The sequence below is a fragment of the Sporolactobacillus sp. THM19-2 genome (genome assembly GCF_004153195.1).
Lineage (GTDB): Bacteria > Bacillota > Bacilli > Bacillales > Sporolactobacillaceae > Sporolactobacillus.
This window is the reverse complement of record NZ_SEMC01000031.1, coordinates 1-17,513: the sequence shown is the minus strand read 5'-3', so window position 1 is coordinate 17,513 and position 17,513 is coordinate 1. Positions and strand designations below refer to the sequence as shown.

Genomic DNA, 17,513 nt, shown 5'->3' with positions numbered 1-17,513 from the left:
ATCATCACGATAGAGATATTAACGCAGCAAAGAATATTCTTCGGCTCGGGACGAGCCTTGGTAAAAGAGTTGTGACCTCTGCCTGAACGTTAGGTAAGTGTGCAATGTTCCCAGAAGCACACGACTTGAGTCGTGTGAGGTTCACCAGGCAAAAGGTTTTAAAGTGGTTAAAGATTTTGAGGATGACTTCATGGGCAATCCGTTGAAGACCAGAAGGATGCGCTTAACCCTGCAGAATTAAACCATTACCCTGAAAGCGCTGCTTCCAGCCCGATATGAAACCGGGAGCCTTTGATTACTGTGATTTTCTTTCTGATGATTTTTTCTTTACAATGTCGTAAATTTCATCGCTTTCAAGCAGATCGAACAGCTGATTCAGCCAGCGGTAATAATCCAGGACATAGTGATATTTTTCCATATCCGCTTCGATCATTTTCTGCTCTTCTTCTGAAAGATCTCCAGATGCCTCCAGATTCTTCAGATCTTTTAATGATGTCTTAATCGCCTTAATGTTAAGAGCCGTCACTTTTCGCCACTGATTAGAAAAGAAGTCGGTGAAAATCTGATACCAGTCTTTGTTTGCTTCATATAAATCGCGACGCACGCCTTTTCTCCATACTTTCTCCACCATATTCAATTCACTTAATGAGCGGACAGAGGTACTCATGCTCGTCTTACTCATTTTCAATTCCTCTTTCATGTCATCAAGCGTCATTGGCCGGTCTTTAAAATAGAGTGTGCCGTACAGCCGTCCCGTTGACGGACCGATACCGTAAAGGAACATATTTTGAGAAATGGCTTCAATGACCCGTTCTCTTATATTCTCAATTTTTTCTTTATCCTTATTTTCCACCATATACACTCACCTGGCCTGACTGTTTTTCATGGTATCGGATTGAACAAATGGTACATGTGCAGCTTCGCTTGATACCATTTTCATTTTATACGCTGAACATCGTGAAAAAAAGATTTGTATGAGAAAAGTACAGATTAAAGGCAACAAAATAAGAATAATATAATATGTTCCGTATGTAAAGTTTAAACTGTACGTAAAGTTATGATAAAATAAAAGTGCTACTTTTAATCGATCCGGCCGATCATGTATCTCATCATCGATGAATGACTGAAAAACAGGCGGTGATTTATGAAGTGTGAAAAGGGAAATACTTATACAGAAAAACGAGGTGCTATAATGAACAAAATCGAAGTCAGGCACGTTTCAAAAATTTTCGGGAAGAATAGTAAAGCGGGCCTGGAATTACTGAAACAGGGATTAACCAAAAATCAGATAAAAAAGAAGACAGGAATGAACCTGGGTGTCAGTGATGCCAGCTTCGAGGTCCATGAAGGTGAAATATTTGTCATTATGGGGTTATCGGGCAGTGGAAAATCAACGCTGGTCCGGATGCTGAATCGACTGATTGAACCAACCTCCGGAACTGTACGGATTGACGATCAGGAGCTCACAGCAATGAGCAAGAATGAACTTCGCCGGGTCCGCAGAAAAAATATCAGCATGGTCTTTCAGGGCTTTGCACTGTTTCCTCATCGCAATCTTCTGGATAATGTAGCCTATGGGCTTGAAATCCGGAAAATCGATAAAGAAGAGCGTCAGGAGAAGGCAAAACAGGCGCTCCGACTGGTCGGACTTGAGGGTTATGAGAATAGTTCACCAGCCCAGCTTTCAGGAGGCATGCAGCAGCGCGTTGGTCTGGCACGGGCACTGGCCAGCGACACAGATATTCTGCTTATGGATGAAGCATTCAGTGCACTCGACCCGCTGATCCGTAAAGATATGCAGGATCAGTTGCTCGAGTTACAAAGTGAGATGCATAAAACCATCGTGTTTATTACACACGATCTGGATGAAGCACTGCGGATTGGTGATCGGATTGCTTTGATGAAAGATGGTCGGATTGTTCAGATCGGGTCTCCGGAAGATATCCTTATGAATCCTGCAAATGAATATGTCGAACACTTTGTCGAGGACGTGGATATCAGTAAAGTCATTACAGCAGGCCGCATCATGAGCCGGGCTGATGCCATACAGATTGACCGTGGACCACGGGTTGCCCTGCAAATTATGAGTGATGCCGGGATTTCCAGTATATTCGCCGTGGATCGAATGAAAAAATTCAAAGGGGTCATTTATGCCGAAGATGCCGCGGATGCTGCTAAAGAAAAACAGTCATCAGACGATATCGTTAAACAGGTCGAACCGGTAACGATGGACGCGAAACTGAGTGATTTATTTGAACGAATTTCCAAATCAGCATTACCGCTCCCTGTCATTGATGAAAAGGGGCGGCTGCGGGGGATTGTCCGCCGCCCGGCCGTTATCCAGGCACTTGCTGGAAACCTTCCCGCTCCATCTGAAAGAATCGAGGTTAAAACATCGTGAACGACACCTTTTTACCTAAAATTCCAATTGGCCACTGGGCTGATCTGTTTGTCCAGTTCTTTACTGATCAATTTGGTTCATTTTTTGAAAATGTAGCCGGCGGTATTGAAACCTTTGTCAGCTCACTGGTCTCATTATTTGATTTGATTACTCCGGTTGCATTCATCCTGCTGTTCGTGATTCTCGCGTTCTGGCGAAGAGGATGGGGTGTTGCCCTGTTTACATTGATTGGTCTGGTTCTGATTTATGATCTGGGGTACTGGGAACATACCATGCAGACCTTTGCCCTTGTGATTACTTCCGTTGCTCTGTCAATTGTCATCGGGCTGCCACTCGGGATCATCGCCGGGATTAATGATGTCTTTAAAAAAATCATGACACCGATCCTGGACTTCATGCAGACGATGCCATCCTTTGTTTATCTGATCCCGGCCATATTCTTATTTGGAACAGGGATGCCTCCGGGTGTTGTCGCCACGATTATCTTTGCTATGCCGCCGACGATCCGGATGACGAGCCTCGGTATTCGTCAGGTTCCGGCGGATCTGATTGAAGCTTCTGAAGCGTTTGGATCAACGGTCTGGCAGAAGCTGATGAAAGTGCAGATCCCGCTTTCGATGCCAACGATCATGGCTGGTATTAATCAGAGTATCATGCTTGCCCTGTCCATGGTTGTCGTCGCATCACTCGTTGGCGCGCCGGGTCTGGGTGCAGACGTTTATCTGGCTGTGACTTCTCTTCGCACGGATATCGGTTTTGAAGCAGGTATCGCGATAGTCATTATTGCGATCATGCTGGACAGAATTTCACGTAAAACCAACAATAATATGAATAAATGAGGAGGATTATTTTGAAAAAATTTACGATTGTGCTGATCGGATTACTGACAAGCCTGGGTATGGTTCTGGCCGGGTGTCAGGGACAGAGTTCAGGTAATAAAAATGAATCGTTTGCGGACCAGGTGGATCACAAAATTACAGGTATCGACCCGGGTGCCGGGGAAATGAAGTTAACGGAAAATAAAGTCATGAAAGACTATGGGCTGGATAACTGGACCCTGCAGTCCGGCTCTGAATCGACGATGACAGCCTCACTTGATAAAGCGATTAAAAAGAAGGAACCTATTGTCGTTACAGGCTGGACACCGCACTGGAAATTTCAGAAGTATGATCTCAAGTATTTAAAAGATCCGAAAGGCAGCTATGGTGGTGAAGAAGAGATTCATACGATCATTCATAAAGGGTTTGAAAAAAAGGACCCCAACGCGACCAGGGTTTTAGATCAATTTAACTGGAAAGCAGAGGATATGGAGAAGGTCATGCTCGATATTCAGAATGGGGAAGACCCGGAAAAAGCTGCAAGAAAATGGGTTGATGAGAATAAAGATAAAGTCGCTGAATGGACAAAAGGTGCAAGCAAGGTCAATGGTAAAAAAATCAAGCTTGGTTACGTGGCCTGGTCATCGGAAATTGCCAGTACAAATGTTGTCACTACTGTCCTGAAAGATCTGGGATACAAGGTCACCCTGGAGCAGCTGGGTGCCGGACAGATGTGGGCAGGTGTCGCCAAAGGCAGTGACGACGCGATTGTTGCGGCCTGGCTGCCGACGACTCATGCGGATTACCTGAAAAAATTTAAAGATTCACTGACAGATCTCGGACCGAATCTGAAAGGGACCCGCCTTGGCCTGGTTGTTCCTTCTTATGTTGATATTGATTCCATTGAGGATCTGAAAGATTAAATCATGAATAAAAGACACGGCTTCTTATTGAAGTCGTTTTTTTTATGGATTCTTATCAAATACCATCAATAAACGTTAGCAACCGGATAGGGACGGGATCAGATACGAGTAAGCAGGCAGAACCCCGGATTAAGAGGAAGAGTCTGCACCGGAGTCGAGCCGGCCTTCAATCCAGGAGCGAACCTTTTCGTCTGTTTCTTTGCCATACAGATCTTCTAATGATTGAATGATATGTGTGCGCATGTCGTGCTCAAGACGATCCCACATCTTCTGAAGTGCCCAGGTGGCGGTGCGGCGAATGACCGGGCGCGGGTCCTCTCTCAGCAATCGGAGGAGTTCCGGTGCGGCATCAGTTTCTTTATAATTGCCGAGTGCCACAATTGCATTACGCTGAATGGGCTTCTTTCCCCTCCACGAACCGGAAAGTGCACCGAATGTTTCTCTGAACTCACGATTGGACAAGGACAGCAGTGGTTTGAGCAGCGGACGGGCAAGTTCTGGATCAGGCTCCATTTCCTCATGGAAGTGGCTGTCCACATCGCGATTATACGGACAGACCTGCTGACAGGTATCGCAGCCATAGAGTCTGTTGCCGACTGCTTTTTTGTATGCATCCGGCAGTTCCTGCCTGGTCTGAGTAAGATAGGCGATACATTTCCGGCTGTTAAGCTGCCCACCCTGAATGAGTGCTCCGGTCGGACAGTGGTCAAGACAGATCGTGCAGTCCCCGCACAGATCAGTTGCCGGTCTGTTCGGCGGGAAGGGAATGTTTGTCAGCATCTCGCCCAGATAAACATAGGAACCGAATTCCTGAGTAATGAGGTTCGTATTTTTTCCGGACCAGCCGATACCCGCACGTTCGGCTACCGCCCGATCAGACAATTCACCGGTGTCAACCATGCTTTTGTATCGCGCTCCAGGAACCTGGTCAACCAGAAAATCACCCAGCTTTTGCAGGCGATCACGAAGGATGACATGATAGTCCTTCCCCCAGGATACCCGGGCAAATGCACCGCGACGATTTCCTCTCGTGTTGGCGGGACGCCTGGCCATTTTCTTCGGGTACGCCATGGCGATTGAGATGATTGATTTTACACCATCCATCAAAAGAGAAGGCTCGGTTCTTTTTTCAATGTCTTTTTCTTCGAACCCAGACTGATAGCCGAGCGCCTGCTGCTTGTATAGTCTTGCCTTTAATTCAGTGAAGGGATCAGCTGTCGTGAAGCCAATCTTGTCTATACCTGCTTTTTTACTGTATGTGATCAGTTCTTTCTTCAATCTGTGAAAATCTGTCATTTCTTTTATATCTCCTCATGATGGTGATTACGGCCGGCCTGATCCAGCAGAGAAGCTCTGTCATTTTGATGCGGAGCTACCTATGTTCTGTTTGTTAAAAAGCTGATGATATTATGATAGCGTGATGGGTGAACAACCGCAAATCATGGATAAAAACTTTTAATTCCAGATCAGGCATTTTTCTGCCTGTTTTCTGCGTGTTCTGATAAGATGAGAATATCCATTGTGCGGATGAGGAACAGGGGGACATGTGAATGAACGTTGCGATACATACACTGGGTACCAAACGCCGGCTCGGGGCGAAACGGCAGTTGTTCAGCCTGAGCCTGATTCATTTTCTGAATGATGTCATGACGACCGGACTGGTTCCAGCCCTGCTGCCACTTTATAAAGAAGCATTTAACCTGAATTATTTTCAGGCCGGACTGATTCTGTTTGTTTCGATGATCACTTCTTCTGTGTCGCAGCCGATATTTGGCGTGATGACGGATAAAAGACCTCAGGCATGGTTTCTGCCGGCCGGTATTTGTCTGACGGGATTCGGACTGACAGCTTCCGGATTTGCTGCCGAATACTGGATTCTCCTGATTCTTGTTGGTCTGTCTGGTATCGGCTCCGGGATTTTTCATCCGGAAGCGATGCGGGGCGCTTATATGGCTGCAGGTACCGCCCGGGGGACGGCTCAGGCTATTTTTCAGGTTGGAGGTAATTTCGGTCAGGCCTGCGGACCACTGCTTCTGCCGCTTTTCCTGATCGCCACCGGGCTGCACGGTCTGGGCTGGTTCGCCCTTGCGACAGTTGGTGGTTTTGTCCTTGTCTGGTCAGTGATGCCCTGGTACAAAAAGAGTTTGATCAGAAATAAGGCACGGCAGTCTGCTATTCGGGGACGGAACCGACCCTGGGGGTTGTTTCTGCTCACACTGGTCGTCATTCTTCGTTCCTGGACACAGATAGGCGTGGCCGGCTTTCTGCCCTTCTTTTATCTGCATCAGGGCATTTCGCTTCATTACGGCGACCTGATGACGTTCCTTTTTTTGGCGGCCGGTGCATTGGGTACGTTTCTGGGCGGCCGCTTCTCTGATCGAATTAGTCACAAATGGCTGCTTTTTGTCTCAATGGTAGCGACGATTCCATTTGCCTGGCTGCTGCCGCATGTACAGGGTGTTCTGGCAGTCCTTGTTTTGTTCCTCTTTGGCCTGTTTATCCTTTCAACCTTTGCGGTTACAGTCGTTTATGGGCAACTCATGTTCCCGAAGAATATCGGTCTTGTCTCCGGGCTCATGGTTGGTTTCGGAATTGGTGCCGGTGGCATCGGCGCCACCCTGATTGGCTGGCTGTCGGATCTTTATGGGGTCTATACCGTATTTAATCTGTTCGTTTTTCTTCCACTAGTTGCTGCGGTGATTACCCTATTTCTGCCAGGTGAAAAAAGCCTTCAGCAGTCGGGATCATGAGAATATCAAAAGAGTACATTCCGCATTTTAGTGGATAAGATTGAATGCCTGAAGCATCCATCATCTGGCGAATCACGTTTTTTTTCACAGAAGATATCAAATGGCTGAAGCTAATCGCTTCCATGTCCATGATCTATTGGGTAACCGGAACGAGTTCCTGAAATGTAAATAGCCTGTATCCATCCAACAGGCAGATCTGATCACAGGGGGTGATTTTTCGATGGAGTTTGTTCCTATTAATCTAAGTAAAGACAGAGATGTCATTATTGCCTTTCGGCGGGATTCGTTCGTCGTCAGTTTTGGGACGGCAGAAGATTTCCATGAAGATCAATATCTTGACTGGCTTCGTACCCAGATTAAAAAATATCCTGAAGGTTTTGTACTTGCTCTGGAAGATAATTATCCGGTGGGTCAGGTTGAACTGACAATCCGTGAATGTGAAGGGCGTACAATCGGCTATGTCAATCTTTTCTATCTGATTGCCGATAAAAGAGGAATGGGATTCGGCCGTCTCCTCCAGCGTTATGCGATGGACTTTTTCAGAAAGCATGGGGTGCAGGAGTACCATCTCCGGGTTTCGCCAACCAATAAACGCGCTATTTCCTTCTATTATAAAAATGGAATGAGGAAACTGAAAAGCGAATTTGACGATCAGGTGATCAGAATGGTGGGTGAGGTCTGATCAAACGATGGGCTATGGGTGCTTGAATTTAGCACATGATCTATTCAGACTCCATGCAAGTTCCCACAACAGAAATACTTTCTAGGTTTTATATGATCATGCTCATAAGCCCCGGAAAAAACGATCACGTCAACCAGACCTGATTTTACATCAGGAACCGCTCTTTACTCTTCTTAAATGCCTGGTTTCGCAATTTTACCATCCTTCAGAATGATGATTCAATCCTGGTAGGGCATCATCTCTTTATTTATCCCGCATGAACGGGCAGTACACCTCAGGGTCATGAGGGTAAACGAACAGGCCCGGGTAGGATAACTGCCCGCAGCAGCCCGATAAGTTCAACGAACAATCAGTGGAGGATGCAGAAAACCTCCACTGATTGACGCTTCACTTTATTCATTGCGTTCGGATTGCCTCTGGTGTACTGGGGGCAATTCTTTTATGCAAAAGCGATTGACTGAACATTCACGTCAGGAAGTGTCCAATCGATTCGAAGTCAGCTGACAAAGGTGAGACTGATTTGAATTTCTGAACAAAGGATGTATTTGTTCAGAAATTATCTTTTCTTTTAAGCATATTAATGATATTATTATTCATAAGATGAATATAAATAACATTAATATAAAAGGTGATGCTTATGAAGGGAAAGGATGTCATTCTTGGTTTGCTGCTGGAAATGCCAAGAACCGGCTACGAGATCCACGAAATGTTTCAGACGGTTTTTTCTCACTTTTTCTCCGGAGGCTATGGAATGATTTATCCGACATTAAAGAAGCTGGAGTCCACCGGTGAAGTGCGAAAAGAGGTAGTTATTCAAGAGGGAAAACCAAATAAAAATATCTATCATATCACTAAAAAAGGAAGACAGGCCTTCAAAAATTATCTTCAGACGGAGATTGGTGATGATGTTTTTCAGTCGGAATTTCTGGTGCGTCTGTATTTTGGAAGTCATGTGAACGATGAGCTCTTAAATATTTGGTTGATGGAAGAAAAAGAGCGGATCGAGGAAAAAATTCGAAAACTAAAGCGGGTTGATCGAAAATGGAGCTGTAATATGACACAAACGCAAAAAATAAGCTTTGACTTTGGCATGTCCATGTATCAGGCGCAACTCGAAGTTGTGAAAAAATACTCAGTTGGGAATGTTTCAGATGAATAAAGGGTATCCGTTTTGCAAGAAGAGATGAAGGGATATGACAAAACATGCCAAAGGAAAGGGCTTTACGGACTTCATTCAGTATATACAGCGGGTTACCCCGAGAGATTTATATCATTTTTTTTGCTCGAATCATCAATAATATTGGGAGCTTTGTTCAGCCCATACTTGTTCTGATTTTGACACAAAAAACAGGTATGGGAAGCGATGAGGCCGGATTATTCGTGACCATCCAGGCATTACTCTGTGCTCCCGGCATAATTATTGCAGGTAAACTGGCAGATACCATCGGGAGAAAACGGATTATCCTGATCTCCCAAGGGGCGGGAGCGATAGCGTTAATCATTTGCGGATTGATGAAACCGACCCTTGAGATGACTTACTTGTTAATCGCTTCTTCTGTTTTCTATTCAATGAGTCAGCCCGCCTATGATGCACTCGTTGCAGATATAACAACGCCGGAAAATCGTAAGGCCTCTTATTCTTTAACTTATATGGGGATGAACTTAGGGTTCGCCATAGGCCCAATTTTGGGCGGCTTATTATTTGAGAATGCACTTCCTCTTGTTTTTATCGGCGATGGGCTGACAACCATCATGGCTCTGCTTTTAGTCATGGTATTTATTCCGGAGACAATGGGGAAGGATCCAGTCCGGGAAATAGATGAAGATCGTGTGTTGGAGCAAAAGGTTGAAGGTTCGGTGTTTCATCTTTTATTCAGACGGCGAATTCTGCTGTCCTTTGCACTGATTTCATTCTTCTACTTCTTTATATTCAGTCAATGGAATTTCACTTTACCCATGCAAATGGCCGATATTTTTGATGGAAAAGGTGCAGCACTGTATGGAACCCTGGCCAGTTTCAATGGCCTGGTTGTGCTTGTTGTGACACCGGCTCTTACCAAAATGACACGGAATTTCCACCCTATCAGCCTGATATCCTCAGGGGGATTGTGCTATGGCCTTTCGTTCGTCATTTTCGGCTTTATTCACGTGCTGCCTGCTTTTTACATTGGCGTATTCATCATGACCCTTGGAGAGATTCTGGTTTCGGTTAACTCGCGTTCGTTTATTGCTGATTTTACGCCGGCTTCACACCGCGGCCGGGTCAGTTCGATTCTGCCCATCATTACAGGAGCAGGTTACACGCTCGGACCAGTAATCACAGGAAAAGTGATTTCGACGCTTTCATTTACTGCAGCCTGGATCATTACCGCCTGTATCGGATTTGTATCTGCAACCATGATGCAATTACTAAAAAGAAAAACACGATTAAGGGCGCAAGATTAACATTTTTTCAGCCGCTGAAATGATTGCGGTTTGATCGTCAGGAAAATCTGATCGTATAAGAGACAGGCACATAACTGGATGATTTCAGAAGTGTATAAAAATGAGATAGGATAGAGGAGAAAGGGATCAATGAAGTTGAACCAAATGGAAAGGTATCATATTTTGCTGCGGAGTTATGGACCACAGCACTGGTGGCCGGCCGAGTCAACGTTTGAGATGCTGATCGGTGCCATCCTGACACAAAACACATCGTGGAAAAACGTTGATCTTGCTCTGAAACGATTGAAACCAGGCTTAACACCGGAAAAAATAGAACGTATGTCTCCTGAAGCATTAGCCGATTGTATTCGTCCTTCAGGATTCTATCGTCTGAAAGCAGAAAGGATACGCTCTTTTCTTGCCTGGTACAGGGACTATCATTACGATCCGTCCAGGGTATCCGCTGTGGATGCCTCATCGCTTAGAAATGAATTGCTTGATGTGAAAGGCATCGGCCGCGAGACGGCGGACGCCATGCTCGTCTATGCTTTCAAAAAGCCTTTTTTCATTGCTGATGCCTACGCCCGGCGCTTTTTTACAAGACTGGGTGACGACGTCCCAAAAAATTACGATGATTTTCGAAAACAAGTAGAGGCCGGCCTTCCGGATGATCTGGCTGTTTATCAGGAATATCATGCCCTGATCGTTGCACATGGCAAAATGCATTGCCGGGCTGCAGCACGGTGTGATGGATGTCCGTTCTTCTCAAAATGTGAGGCACGGATAGAGAAAGATTACCAGCGCAGACACGGAGGTTTCAAGTGATAAAAATAGTTTATGCGGGTGATCGGGATATCCCCCTGATTCATTTGCTGATGCAGCGGGCGTTTGCGGAATATGATATGACAGATGCGCCATCAAGTGCGATGGATGAAACCATGGACAGCATTCAGGCAGCAAGAGAAGACGGGGAGCAAGGTCTGATTGCATATATGGATAACGAGCCGGTCGATATGGTTCGGTTTCAGGTTCACGAGGACGCCATTTACTTTTATCGCCTGGCTGTAATTCCTGAGCAGCGCGGCTGCGGGGTGGCCACATCCATTCTTAAGGAACTGGAAAATATAGCGAGAATCGATCACAAGATGTCAATCACCTGCCGCGTTCGGGCTCTGGTGACAAGAAATGTGCATCTCTATCAATCACTCGGCTATAAAATCATTGGCGAATGCAGGGTACACAAAGCGAGTGGACAGGAAGTTCCGGTAGCCATCATGCGAAAGCATATATAAAAAAACAGTGCTGCTGCCCTTTATAAGAGCAACAGCGCTGATCATCCGGGGAGTTGTTTCTGAATTCTGTACGTTAAATGATAGAAATATGTTTCGATTGTTTCCGGCTTACTATGCCGGTGTAAACCAAAACGGGCAATAAGATCTGAAACAGGCTATATATGAGGAAGACTTCGATCGGCAGCATCAGCGTGTTCTTAACAATGCTGTGGGCAAAAAAGTACAGGTATCCCTTGCCCATGATCATCGCACTCCAGATACAGCCGAGTCCAATATTGACAATGTAATTTACAAGGAATTTTGCCAGAAAGATGCGCAGAACGGTAATTCTGGCTTTATAAAAGAAAATGCCGTATATAAAGCAGCCCAGCATGCTTGAAAGTGTGTAACCGGGAAAGAACATCCCAGATGGATGAATGACAAATCCAACGATATCGGATACGGCGCCGACGATCAGACCAACAACGGGTCCGTAGATCACTGCGCCCAGAGACATGACAAGATAACCGAACGTAATGTGAAGATTCTCTGCAACGGGAATAGAGAAGGAACTGAGTACCACACTCAGCGCAATAAGAAGAGAAGCAAGGACGAGTACTTTCAGATTATTTAATGCTTTTGCTGCCGTTTTCCAATACTCAGCAGTAAAAATAGACATAAAAATTCCCCCTCAGCAACATTTTTTTGCTACATAGAGGAGGAAGACTCCGGTATGCAGCAGCGGGATGCAATAATTGTACGGCAAACCTTTATCCAAAAAAGGATCCGATTTTTCGTCCCAGGGACAACTCCCCGTCCCCCGGGCACGTAACCCACAATTATCTACTCTGCCTGATTCGTTTTCATTCTACATCGATCTATGGAAGAGATCAAGAAAAAAAGATTCCAGTCATCCGAAATAAATGAGCACGGGTAAGTAGACAAAACTCAGAATGGTAGTAATTGAGACGATCAGGGAAATCATCCCGGTATCTCCGTCATATTTCTCAGCAAGAAGGACGGTATTAATCGCCGCCGGCATACTGACCTGGACCAGCAGCACCGAGGCGAGCAAACCGTGGATGCCAAGCAGTTTCAGAACGACTGTTGCCAGCAGGGGGACAGCCATGATGCGCAGGATCACACCGGTCCATACTTCCGGGCGGTGCAGGCCCGACCGATGCGTCCGGCGAAGTTGAACACCGAGGATCAGAAGCACCAGGGCGGGATAAGCCGTGCCCAGGAGCTGAGCGGCCTCATCGATACCGATCGGAAGCGGCTGGTGGAGTAAACTTAATGCAGCACCTCCGATCGCCGCGTAAATCAGTGGTGTTTTCGAAATCTGAATCAAAGCTTGTTTTCCATTCATGGTGGAACGGGATGCGATATACATGCCCAGGATATTCACAAGGATAATCTGGCCAATGACATAAATGGCGCCGAGCGCAAAACCTCTGTGGCCAAAAGCAAGAAGCAGGACGGGCAGCCCGTAATTGTTCGAATTGCTGAACAGCGTGGTGAGTGTCAATGCCCGTGCTGTTTTATTTGGCATTTTGAAAATTTTTGCAGTAAGAAAGGTCAGAATCCACAGAACAAGAGTCATGATTACGGTAAAAAAGAAAATATCAAGAACAGTTCTACCCTGGAGCCGGGAATCGGTCAGCGCCTTGACAATGAGAGCCGGTGCAAAGATGTACAGACCAATATCTGCAAGCAGTTTGGTATCCACCGGACGCCTCTGCTGAAGAAGCATGCCGGAAAGGCAGATGATAAGAATCGGAACTGTAGTGGACATCAGTAAATGCAGATAGGCAGACATCATTTTCCTCCAACAGGCGGGTCTCCAGCATGTGAATTTACTATTTCATCATACCATGTCGCTCAGAAAAGGGGGGTACGGAAGCATTCAGCGATACAGTAATGACAGATCGCTTATTTTCATTTATAGTAAGAAATGTAAATAAAAGGGAATGAAAAAGGAACAGGTGAATCAGATGTTTCAGGAACACGATTATTCTGTCTGGGGTAGTTATTGTGATAAGTGCGGGGAACCATGCTCTATATTGCAGAATGGGCATCATCCATGGGACAAAACGGCCTTTTCGATCAAGATAAATTGTTCTGCATGCGGTCATGAAAGGGTCATCCGTCAGTCGGATGCTGAGGCATTTTATAATAAAAAAATATTATCGTACTTCAGCGGATTGTCCGGCTTTGTGCTGGATCTCGGTTGTGGCAGCGGCTTCCTGAGCAGGGCACTCATTCAGAACCAGCAGATTGACAAACTGTACGGGTTGGATACCGATCCCGCGTGCGAAAAAGAAACGGCAGGTCTCTGTCATAACAGATTTAAATTTGTTCTGGCTGATCTCAGGAACCTGAACCAGTTTTTTGCCCCTGGATCTGTGGATTATCTTGTAAGCAGGGATGTATTCATGTTTGTCGAGGATACGGAGCAGTTTTTCACTGATATCACCTCCATTGTTACAACAGAAATCCGTCAGATGGGCTGGTTTATGAGGAATAACCCGCGAATGCGGAACAGGCTTGAACCCAGTCAGATTGCACATGCCTATGAAGAGAGAGGGTGGAAAACCCACATCGAATACCTGGACTGGTATAAAAGTGGATATTATATTTGCGCAAGTAAATGATTGCTGTAAGTCCGTCTCGATCTGGGTATTTCGGGCAGGATCATTTTTTCATAAAAACCGCTTTTTTTGAGGCCATGCCTCTGGCAGTGGCTATTGGGACATACGGCCTGTCTTTTGGTGTACTGGCCGCTCAGGTGAAGTTCAGTCTGCTTACCCTGTCGCCATGTCACTTCCGGTCTTTTCAGGTTCTGCACAGCTCGTGACTGTTGCGATGCTGGCAGGCGGTGCAGGCATGGCAAGTATTCTGCTGACCACTCTTTTACTTAACCTGCGCAATCTGCTGTACGGTGCTGCACTGGCAGAAGGTCTTGCACCTGCAGGAAAATGGAAATGGCTGATTTCTTTCGGTATCTCGGACGAGCCTTTCGTTCTGGCAAGTTCCAGATTTCAGAAAACGGGACCGACCTGATCCACTCTATTTTGTGATCGTTACCGCCTGTTTCTATATCGCCTGGGTCTCCGCTTCATTTTCAGGCGCATTTATGGGAAATCAACTGGATCCGCAAAAAGGGGACTGGATCTTGCTTTCCCCGTAATTTTTACGGCACTGCTTATTCCCGGGCTGAAGGGGAAGCCCGTCATCGCAACAGCTCTTGCCGCAACTGGATTAGAAACATTGAGTCCGGGTAATGAGCTGACAATTATTCTGACGGTTATTTTCGCACCGATTGCCGGACTTTATTTCTGGAGGAGATCCGTTCATGTATAATCAGTGGCTGCTAATCGGCGTCCTTGCCTTAACGCCTTATCTCTCCAGAATTACGGGTCTGCTTTTTATGGCAGGAAAAAAATTGAATCCTGTTCTGAGACAGTATTTTTATTGTACCGGTGGCAATCGTTGTTGCCCTGCTTGTCAAACAGACCCTGATTCCCTCAGAAGGTCATCTTATCCTGTCTGTGCCTGTTCTCATTACCTGTCTGACCGGAGCCATTGCCATCAAACTGATGAAACGATTTCTGCCGTCCGTTGCTCTTGGCATGATTGCCGGATTAATCTGGCGCTATTTTTTCAGCTGTTTACCTCCATTCAAATGGAATCATTGTGATCAATATAACCTGTTAACGCATACATTTTTTGCTACAATCATTAAGGGAGGGGTTTTTCGATGGAGGTAAAAGCAGCATTTATTTTTATCGGACCGGAGATAAATACGGATGAAGCACGTGCCCTGATTGACACACCGGTGATTAAATTGAAAGTCATTGGGGTCAGAACGTACGATGAAGCGGTTAAGGCTGCAGTTGCCCTCGCTGATGAGGGTGTTACAGCCATTGAATTGTGTGGCGGGTTTGGAAATATCGGCACAGGGAAGATAGCCCGTGCAGTTAAGGGAAAAGCTGAAGTCGGCGTTGTCCGATTTGATCATCATCCCGGGCTCGGACATAAAAGCGGTGATGATGTGTTCAGTTAACAGCCTGTCTCATCTATTACAACCGGGTGCACACACTTATCCAGAATGTGCACCCATGATTCCTGACGTTATAGGGAAGGTGAATAGCAATTCTTCACAATAAATGTGAAATGATCGAAAGAAAAATCCGTTATGATGGCTCTATAGCGGAATACCGCTGTCAGGTTCTTAGTCGGCATTCTGATCGGGTCGTCCTGACCTATGTGTTGCCTGATCCTGTTATACTTGGAAGGGATGCTGTGATTGTAAATCTTCCGGCGGGCAGCCGTACGTATGCCTGGTACTGGACAGATCGGCCATATAACATTTACATTTGGCAAGGCAGCGGGGGCAACTATTTAGGCGCATACTTTAATATCGTCCGGAATACACGGATTAGCGATCAAGTGGTCTCCTATGAAGACTTAATTGTGGATCTGCTCGTGACGCCGGAGGGAAAGCAGTGTGTACTTGATCGTGATGAATTGCCGGAGAGCATGGAACAATTTGAACAAGGCTATGTAAATCAAACGTTGAAAGATTTAATCGTTTCAGCCGGTCATATACTCGCCGGACTGATTCAAATGAAGAAAAGCCTGCCGCCTGGCAAACAGCAGAATCCTCCAGAGGCTTAGTCTTTTCACAAAAAATGGTACTGTATACCGACAAAAGTCTATACGTAACCTGCACTTCCCAGGAAGGGATCTGATCATTTGTGCGATTCAGCAGACACTATCATTCAGAAGGCTGACCTTTACTTAAAGGAAGGCCAGGAGGAAACCTGCCTTCGTCTTCTCAGGGATTTGTCAAAACATCAGTCCGATAATGGCAGACTTTGTTTGAAATATGCGCTGGCTCTCGATCACTTTTCCAGAGAAGAAGAAGCGATTCCTGCTTATAAAAAAGCCATGGATTCAGGGCTTGACCCGGATGATGAGCGAGTGGCAATGATCTGTCTTGCTTCATCTTATCGAAATGTCGGAAAGGTTGATCAGGCTATGGCGATGATAACCGGGGCAATGGAAAAATATCCCGGGCATATTCCTGTGGAATGTTTCTGCAGCCTGATCCTGCTGGATGCAGGCCTCGAGAAAATGGCGGTACAACAGCTCGTTCAAGTACTTTTAAGAGAATTAAAGCCTGAAGCTTTTGAGGGGTTCAAAGAGGCGCTGAAAGTTAAAGTAAATGAGCTGACAGAAGAAAAACCATGATATGAAAATAAACAAATTGCAGAGGTGCTGGATGTTTCATGAAGATTTTTAAAGAAGATCAGCCGGACATTCTGACCGTTTCGAAAAGGATACGGCTGATAAAGTTCAGAGAAATCATACCCGAAGCCTTTGCGTGGTATCAGGATAGAGAAACCCTTCGTCTGGTTGACGGACCGGACAGACGGCCGTATGACAGGGAAACTTTATCGCGAATGTACCGTGTGCTCGGGAAGATGGGTGAACTCTACTATATTGAATATCAGGCAGCAGACCATTTTTACCCGATCGGTGATGTGACTTTAGCTCGTCATGATCTGCCCATCGTCATTGGGGACCCCGCCTGCAGGGGGAAAGGGATTGGCTCACAGGTCATTAATGCTCTGGTTGAGCGGGCAACGCGTCAGGGATTGAAGCACCTGTATGTCCGTGAGATCTATGATTATAATATTGCCTCACAAAAACTTTTCTTAAAATGTGGTTTTCGAAGGGAAGGTAAGACAAAGCTGGGTCATGCTTATCATCTTGTGATTTTCTCATAAAGGATCGATCATCGAACAGGATGAAAGACTCGTGTCTGTTCTCGCTTGACATGAAGCATCGGACCGCTTATCATGTTAATTGGCCATTTTATTTGACATAACGGAAAGTAGCTCAGCTTGGTAGAGCACATGGCTGGGGGCCATGTGGTCGCAGGTTCAAATCCTGTCTTTCCGATGAAAAGAAAAAAGCAATGTAATGGAAACAAATTCCGTTGCATTGCTTTTTTGTGTTATAAAGATAGTTTGTTAAACTCGACTTCGACAGTTGTAGGCACAATCTTTCAAGTGAGCGATTAAAAGAATCCCTTGTTCTAGGGATTTATTTAAATTATCCACATGTGCATAATAGGTCATCCAAAAGTTATCCATAGGCACACATCTGTGGATAACTATGCTTGATGTTGAAACTCACCTGTAATATAATATAGGCATGTACTTACGAAGGGTTT

General features: G+C 45.7%; 20 protein-coding genes, 1 tRNA gene and 1 riboswitch. Of the genes, 17 read left to right on the top strand and 4 right to left on the bottom strand.

What is annotated here, in order from left to right:
- Positions 1–295: 295 nt before the first annotated feature.
- Complete coding sequence (locus EWH91_RS13795; protein WP_206184346.1) at positions 296–856, bottom strand: GbsR/MarR family transcriptional regulator; 561 nt, start codon at positions 854–856, stop codon at positions 296–298.
- A gap of 336 nt (positions 857–1,192) precedes the next feature.
- Here EWH91_RS13795 and EWH91_RS13790 point away from each other — a divergent pair, with 336 nt between their 5' ends.
- From EWH91_RS13790 to EWH91_RS13780, 3 genes are read left to right on the top strand one after another with little or no spacing between them, the layout of a single operon-like run.
- The gene (locus EWH91_RS13790; protein WP_129930786.1) at positions 1,193–2,401 is read left to right on the top strand and encodes a quaternary amine ABC transporter ATP-binding protein; all 1,209 of its coding nucleotides are present in this window, start codon (positions 1,193–1,195) and stop codon (positions 2,399–2,401) included.
- Positions 2,398–3,240: an ABC transporter permease gene (locus EWH91_RS13785; protein WP_129930784.1), complete on the top strand. Its 843-nt coding sequence runs from the start codon at positions 2,398–2,400 to the stop codon at positions 3,238–3,240. The genes EWH91_RS13790 and EWH91_RS13785 overlap by 4 nt, the downstream gene beginning before the upstream one ends.
- Before the next feature lie 59 nt (positions 3,241–3,299).
- Entirely contained in the window at positions 3,300–4,142 is an 843-nt protein-coding gene (locus EWH91_RS13780; protein WP_483315841.1) for a glycine betaine ABC transporter substrate-binding protein, read from the top strand.
- 129 nt (positions 4,143–4,271) lie between these two features.
- Here EWH91_RS13780 and queG read toward each other — a convergent pair whose 3' ends face one another.
- Positions 4,272–5,438, bottom strand: coding sequence for a tRNA epoxyqueuosine(34) reductase QueG (gene queG / locus EWH91_RS13775; protein ID WP_129930780.1), 1,167 nt, complete (start codon positions 5,436–5,438; stop codon positions 4,272–4,274).
- 254 nt (positions 5,439–5,692) lie between these two features.
- On the opposite strand from queG, the gene EWH91_RS13770 reads away from it, so the two are divergent.
- The 6 genes from EWH91_RS13770 to EWH91_RS13745 all read left to right on the top strand — a co-directional run bounded on the left by EWH91_RS13770 (position 5,693) and on the right by EWH91_RS13745 (position 11,290).
- Positions 5,693–6,892, top strand: coding sequence for an MFS transporter (locus tag EWH91_RS13770; RefSeq protein ID WP_129930778.1), 1,200 nt, complete (start codon positions 5,693–5,695; stop codon positions 6,890–6,892).
- A gap of 220 nt (positions 6,893–7,112) precedes the next feature.
- On the top strand, positions 7,113–7,574 hold the full coding sequence (locus tag EWH91_RS13765; RefSeq protein ID WP_129930776.1) for a GNAT family N-acetyltransferase: 462 nt from the start codon (positions 7,113–7,115) through the stop codon (positions 7,572–7,574).
- Between the two features lie 631 nt (positions 7,575–8,205).
- Positions 8,206–8,733 carry a PadR family transcriptional regulator gene (locus EWH91_RS13760; RefSeq protein WP_326407617.1) on the top strand — a complete coding sequence of 176 codons (528 nt, stop codon included), beginning with the start codon at positions 8,206–8,208 and terminating at the stop codon, positions 8,731–8,733.
- 44 nt (positions 8,734–8,777) lie between these two features.
- On the top strand, positions 8,778–10,019 hold the full coding sequence (locus EWH91_RS13755; RefSeq protein WP_129930772.1) for an MFS transporter: 1,242 nt from the start codon (positions 8,778–8,780) through the stop codon (positions 10,017–10,019).
- A 129-nt stretch (positions 10,020–10,148) separates the two neighbouring features.
- Positions 10,149–10,823: an endonuclease III domain-containing protein gene (locus EWH91_RS13750; RefSeq protein ID WP_129930770.1), complete on the top strand. Its 675-nt coding sequence runs from the start codon at positions 10,149–10,151 to the stop codon at positions 10,821–10,823.
- Entirely contained in the window at positions 10,820–11,290 is a 471-nt protein-coding gene (locus EWH91_RS13745; protein WP_240697376.1) for a GNAT family N-acetyltransferase, read from the top strand. Before EWH91_RS13750 ends, EWH91_RS13745 begins: the two co-directional genes overlap by 4 nt.
- A gap of 73 nt (positions 11,291–11,363) precedes the next feature.
- Here EWH91_RS13745 and EWH91_RS13740 read toward each other — a convergent pair whose 3' ends face one another.
- The gene (locus EWH91_RS13740) at positions 11,364–11,948 is read right to left on the bottom strand and encodes a folate family ECF transporter S component (protein ID WP_129930768.1); all 585 of its coding nucleotides are present in this window, start codon (positions 11,946–11,948) and stop codon (positions 11,364–11,366) included.
- Positions 11,949–12,006: 58 nt separating this feature from the next.
- Positions 12,007–12,122, bottom strand: a riboswitch (THF riboswitch).
- Positions 12,123–12,179: 57 nt separating this feature from the next.
- Positions 12,180–13,088, bottom strand: a complete 909-nt coding sequence (locus EWH91_RS13735; RefSeq protein ID WP_129930766.1) for an AEC family transporter — start codon at positions 13,086–13,088, stop codon at positions 12,180–12,182.
- Positions 13,089–13,239: 151 nt separating this feature from the next.
- On the opposite strand from EWH91_RS13735, the gene EWH91_RS13730 reads away from it, so the two are divergent.
- From EWH91_RS13730 to EWH91_RS13695, 8 genes are all read left to right on the top strand, one after another.
- The gene (locus tag EWH91_RS13730) at positions 13,240–13,923 is read left to right on the top strand and encodes a class I SAM-dependent methyltransferase (RefSeq protein ID WP_129930764.1); all 684 of its coding nucleotides are present in this window, start codon (positions 13,240–13,242) and stop codon (positions 13,921–13,923) included.
- 163 nt (positions 13,924–14,086) lie between these two features.
- Positions 14,087–14,332 carry an AzlC family ABC transporter permease gene (locus EWH91_RS14825; RefSeq protein ID WP_240697375.1) on the top strand — a complete coding sequence of 82 codons (246 nt, stop codon included), beginning with the start codon at positions 14,087–14,089 and terminating at the stop codon, positions 14,330–14,332.
- Between the two features lie 419 nt (positions 14,333–14,751).
- Positions 14,752–15,039: a hypothetical protein gene (locus EWH91_RS14610; protein ID WP_206184345.1), complete on the top strand. Its 288-nt coding sequence runs from the start codon at positions 14,752–14,754 to the stop codon at positions 15,037–15,039.
- Positions 15,030–15,335, top strand: coding sequence for a DUF6506 family protein (locus EWH91_RS13715; protein ID WP_129930762.1), 306 nt, complete (start codon positions 15,030–15,032; stop codon positions 15,333–15,335). Before EWH91_RS14610 ends, EWH91_RS13715 begins: the two co-directional genes overlap by 10 nt.
- Before the next feature lie 239 nt (positions 15,336–15,574).
- Positions 15,575–15,949, top strand: a complete 375-nt coding sequence (locus tag EWH91_RS13710) for a DUF402 domain-containing protein (RefSeq protein WP_165364337.1) — start codon at positions 15,575–15,577, stop codon at positions 15,947–15,949.
- A 204-nt stretch (positions 15,950–16,153) separates the two neighbouring features.
- Positions 16,154–16,525, top strand: a complete 372-nt coding sequence (locus EWH91_RS13705; RefSeq protein WP_165364336.1) for a tetratricopeptide repeat protein — start codon at positions 16,154–16,156, stop codon at positions 16,523–16,525.
- A 38-nt stretch (positions 16,526–16,563) separates the two neighbouring features.
- Complete coding sequence (locus tag EWH91_RS13700; RefSeq protein ID WP_129930756.1) at positions 16,564–17,064, top strand: GNAT family N-acetyltransferase; 501 nt, start codon at positions 16,564–16,566, stop codon at positions 17,062–17,064.
- Positions 17,065–17,165: 101 nt separating this feature from the next.
- A tRNA-Pro gene (locus EWH91_RS13695) sits at positions 17,166–17,239 on the top strand.
- The last annotated feature ends 274 nt before the right edge of the window (positions 17,240–17,513 follow it).

Bases quoted from the DNA above. Each gene is read 5' to 3' on its own strand.
- EWH91_RS13795 (WP_206184346.1), bottom strand. From the start codon at position 856: ATGGTGGAAAATAAGGATAAAGAAAAAATTGAGAATATAAGAGAACGG.
- EWH91_RS13790 (WP_129930786.1), top strand. From the start codon at position 1,193: ATGAACAAAATCGAAGTCAGGCACGTTTCAAAAATTTTCGGGAAGAAT.
- EWH91_RS13780 (WP_483315841.1), top strand. From the start codon at position 3,300: ATGGTTCTGGCCGGGTGTCAGGGACAGAGTTCAGGTAATAAAAATGAA.
- queG (WP_129930780.1), bottom strand. From the start codon at position 5,438: ATGACAGATTTTCACAGATTGAAGAAAGAACTGATCACATACAGTAAA.
- EWH91_RS13770 (WP_129930778.1), top strand. From the start codon at position 5,693: ATGAACGTTGCGATACATACACTGGGTACCAAACGCCGGCTCGGGGCG.
- EWH91_RS13765 (WP_129930776.1), top strand. From the start codon at position 7,113: ATGGAGTTTGTTCCTATTAATCTAAGTAAAGACAGAGATGTCATTATT.
- EWH91_RS13760 (WP_326407617.1), top strand. From the start codon at position 8,206: ATGCTTATGAAGGGAAAGGATGTCATTCTTGGTTTGCTGCTGGAAATG.
- EWH91_RS13755 (WP_129930772.1), top strand. From the start codon at position 8,778: ATGCCAAAGGAAAGGGCTTTACGGACTTCATTCAGTATATACAGCGGG.
- EWH91_RS13750 (WP_129930770.1), top strand. From the start codon at position 10,149: ATGAAGTTGAACCAAATGGAAAGGTATCATATTTTGCTGCGGAGTTAT.
- EWH91_RS13740 (WP_129930768.1), bottom strand. From the start codon at position 11,948: ATGTCTATTTTTACTGCTGAGTATTGGAAAACGGCAGCAAAAGCATTA.
- EWH91_RS13735 (WP_129930766.1), bottom strand. From the start codon at position 13,088: ATGTCTGCCTATCTGCATTTACTGATGTCCACTACAGTTCCGATTCTT.
- EWH91_RS13730 (WP_129930764.1), top strand. From the start codon at position 13,240: ATGAAAAAGGAACAGGTGAATCAGATGTTTCAGGAACACGATTATTCT.
- EWH91_RS14825 (WP_240697375.1), top strand. From the start codon at position 14,087: ATGTCACTTCCGGTCTTTTCAGGTTCTGCACAGCTCGTGACTGTTGCG.
- EWH91_RS13715 (WP_129930762.1), top strand. From the start codon at position 15,030: ATGGAGGTAAAAGCAGCATTTATTTTTATCGGACCGGAGATAAATACG.
- EWH91_RS13700 (WP_129930756.1), top strand. From the start codon at position 16,564: ATGAAGATTTTTAAAGAAGATCAGCCGGACATTCTGACCGTTTCGAAA.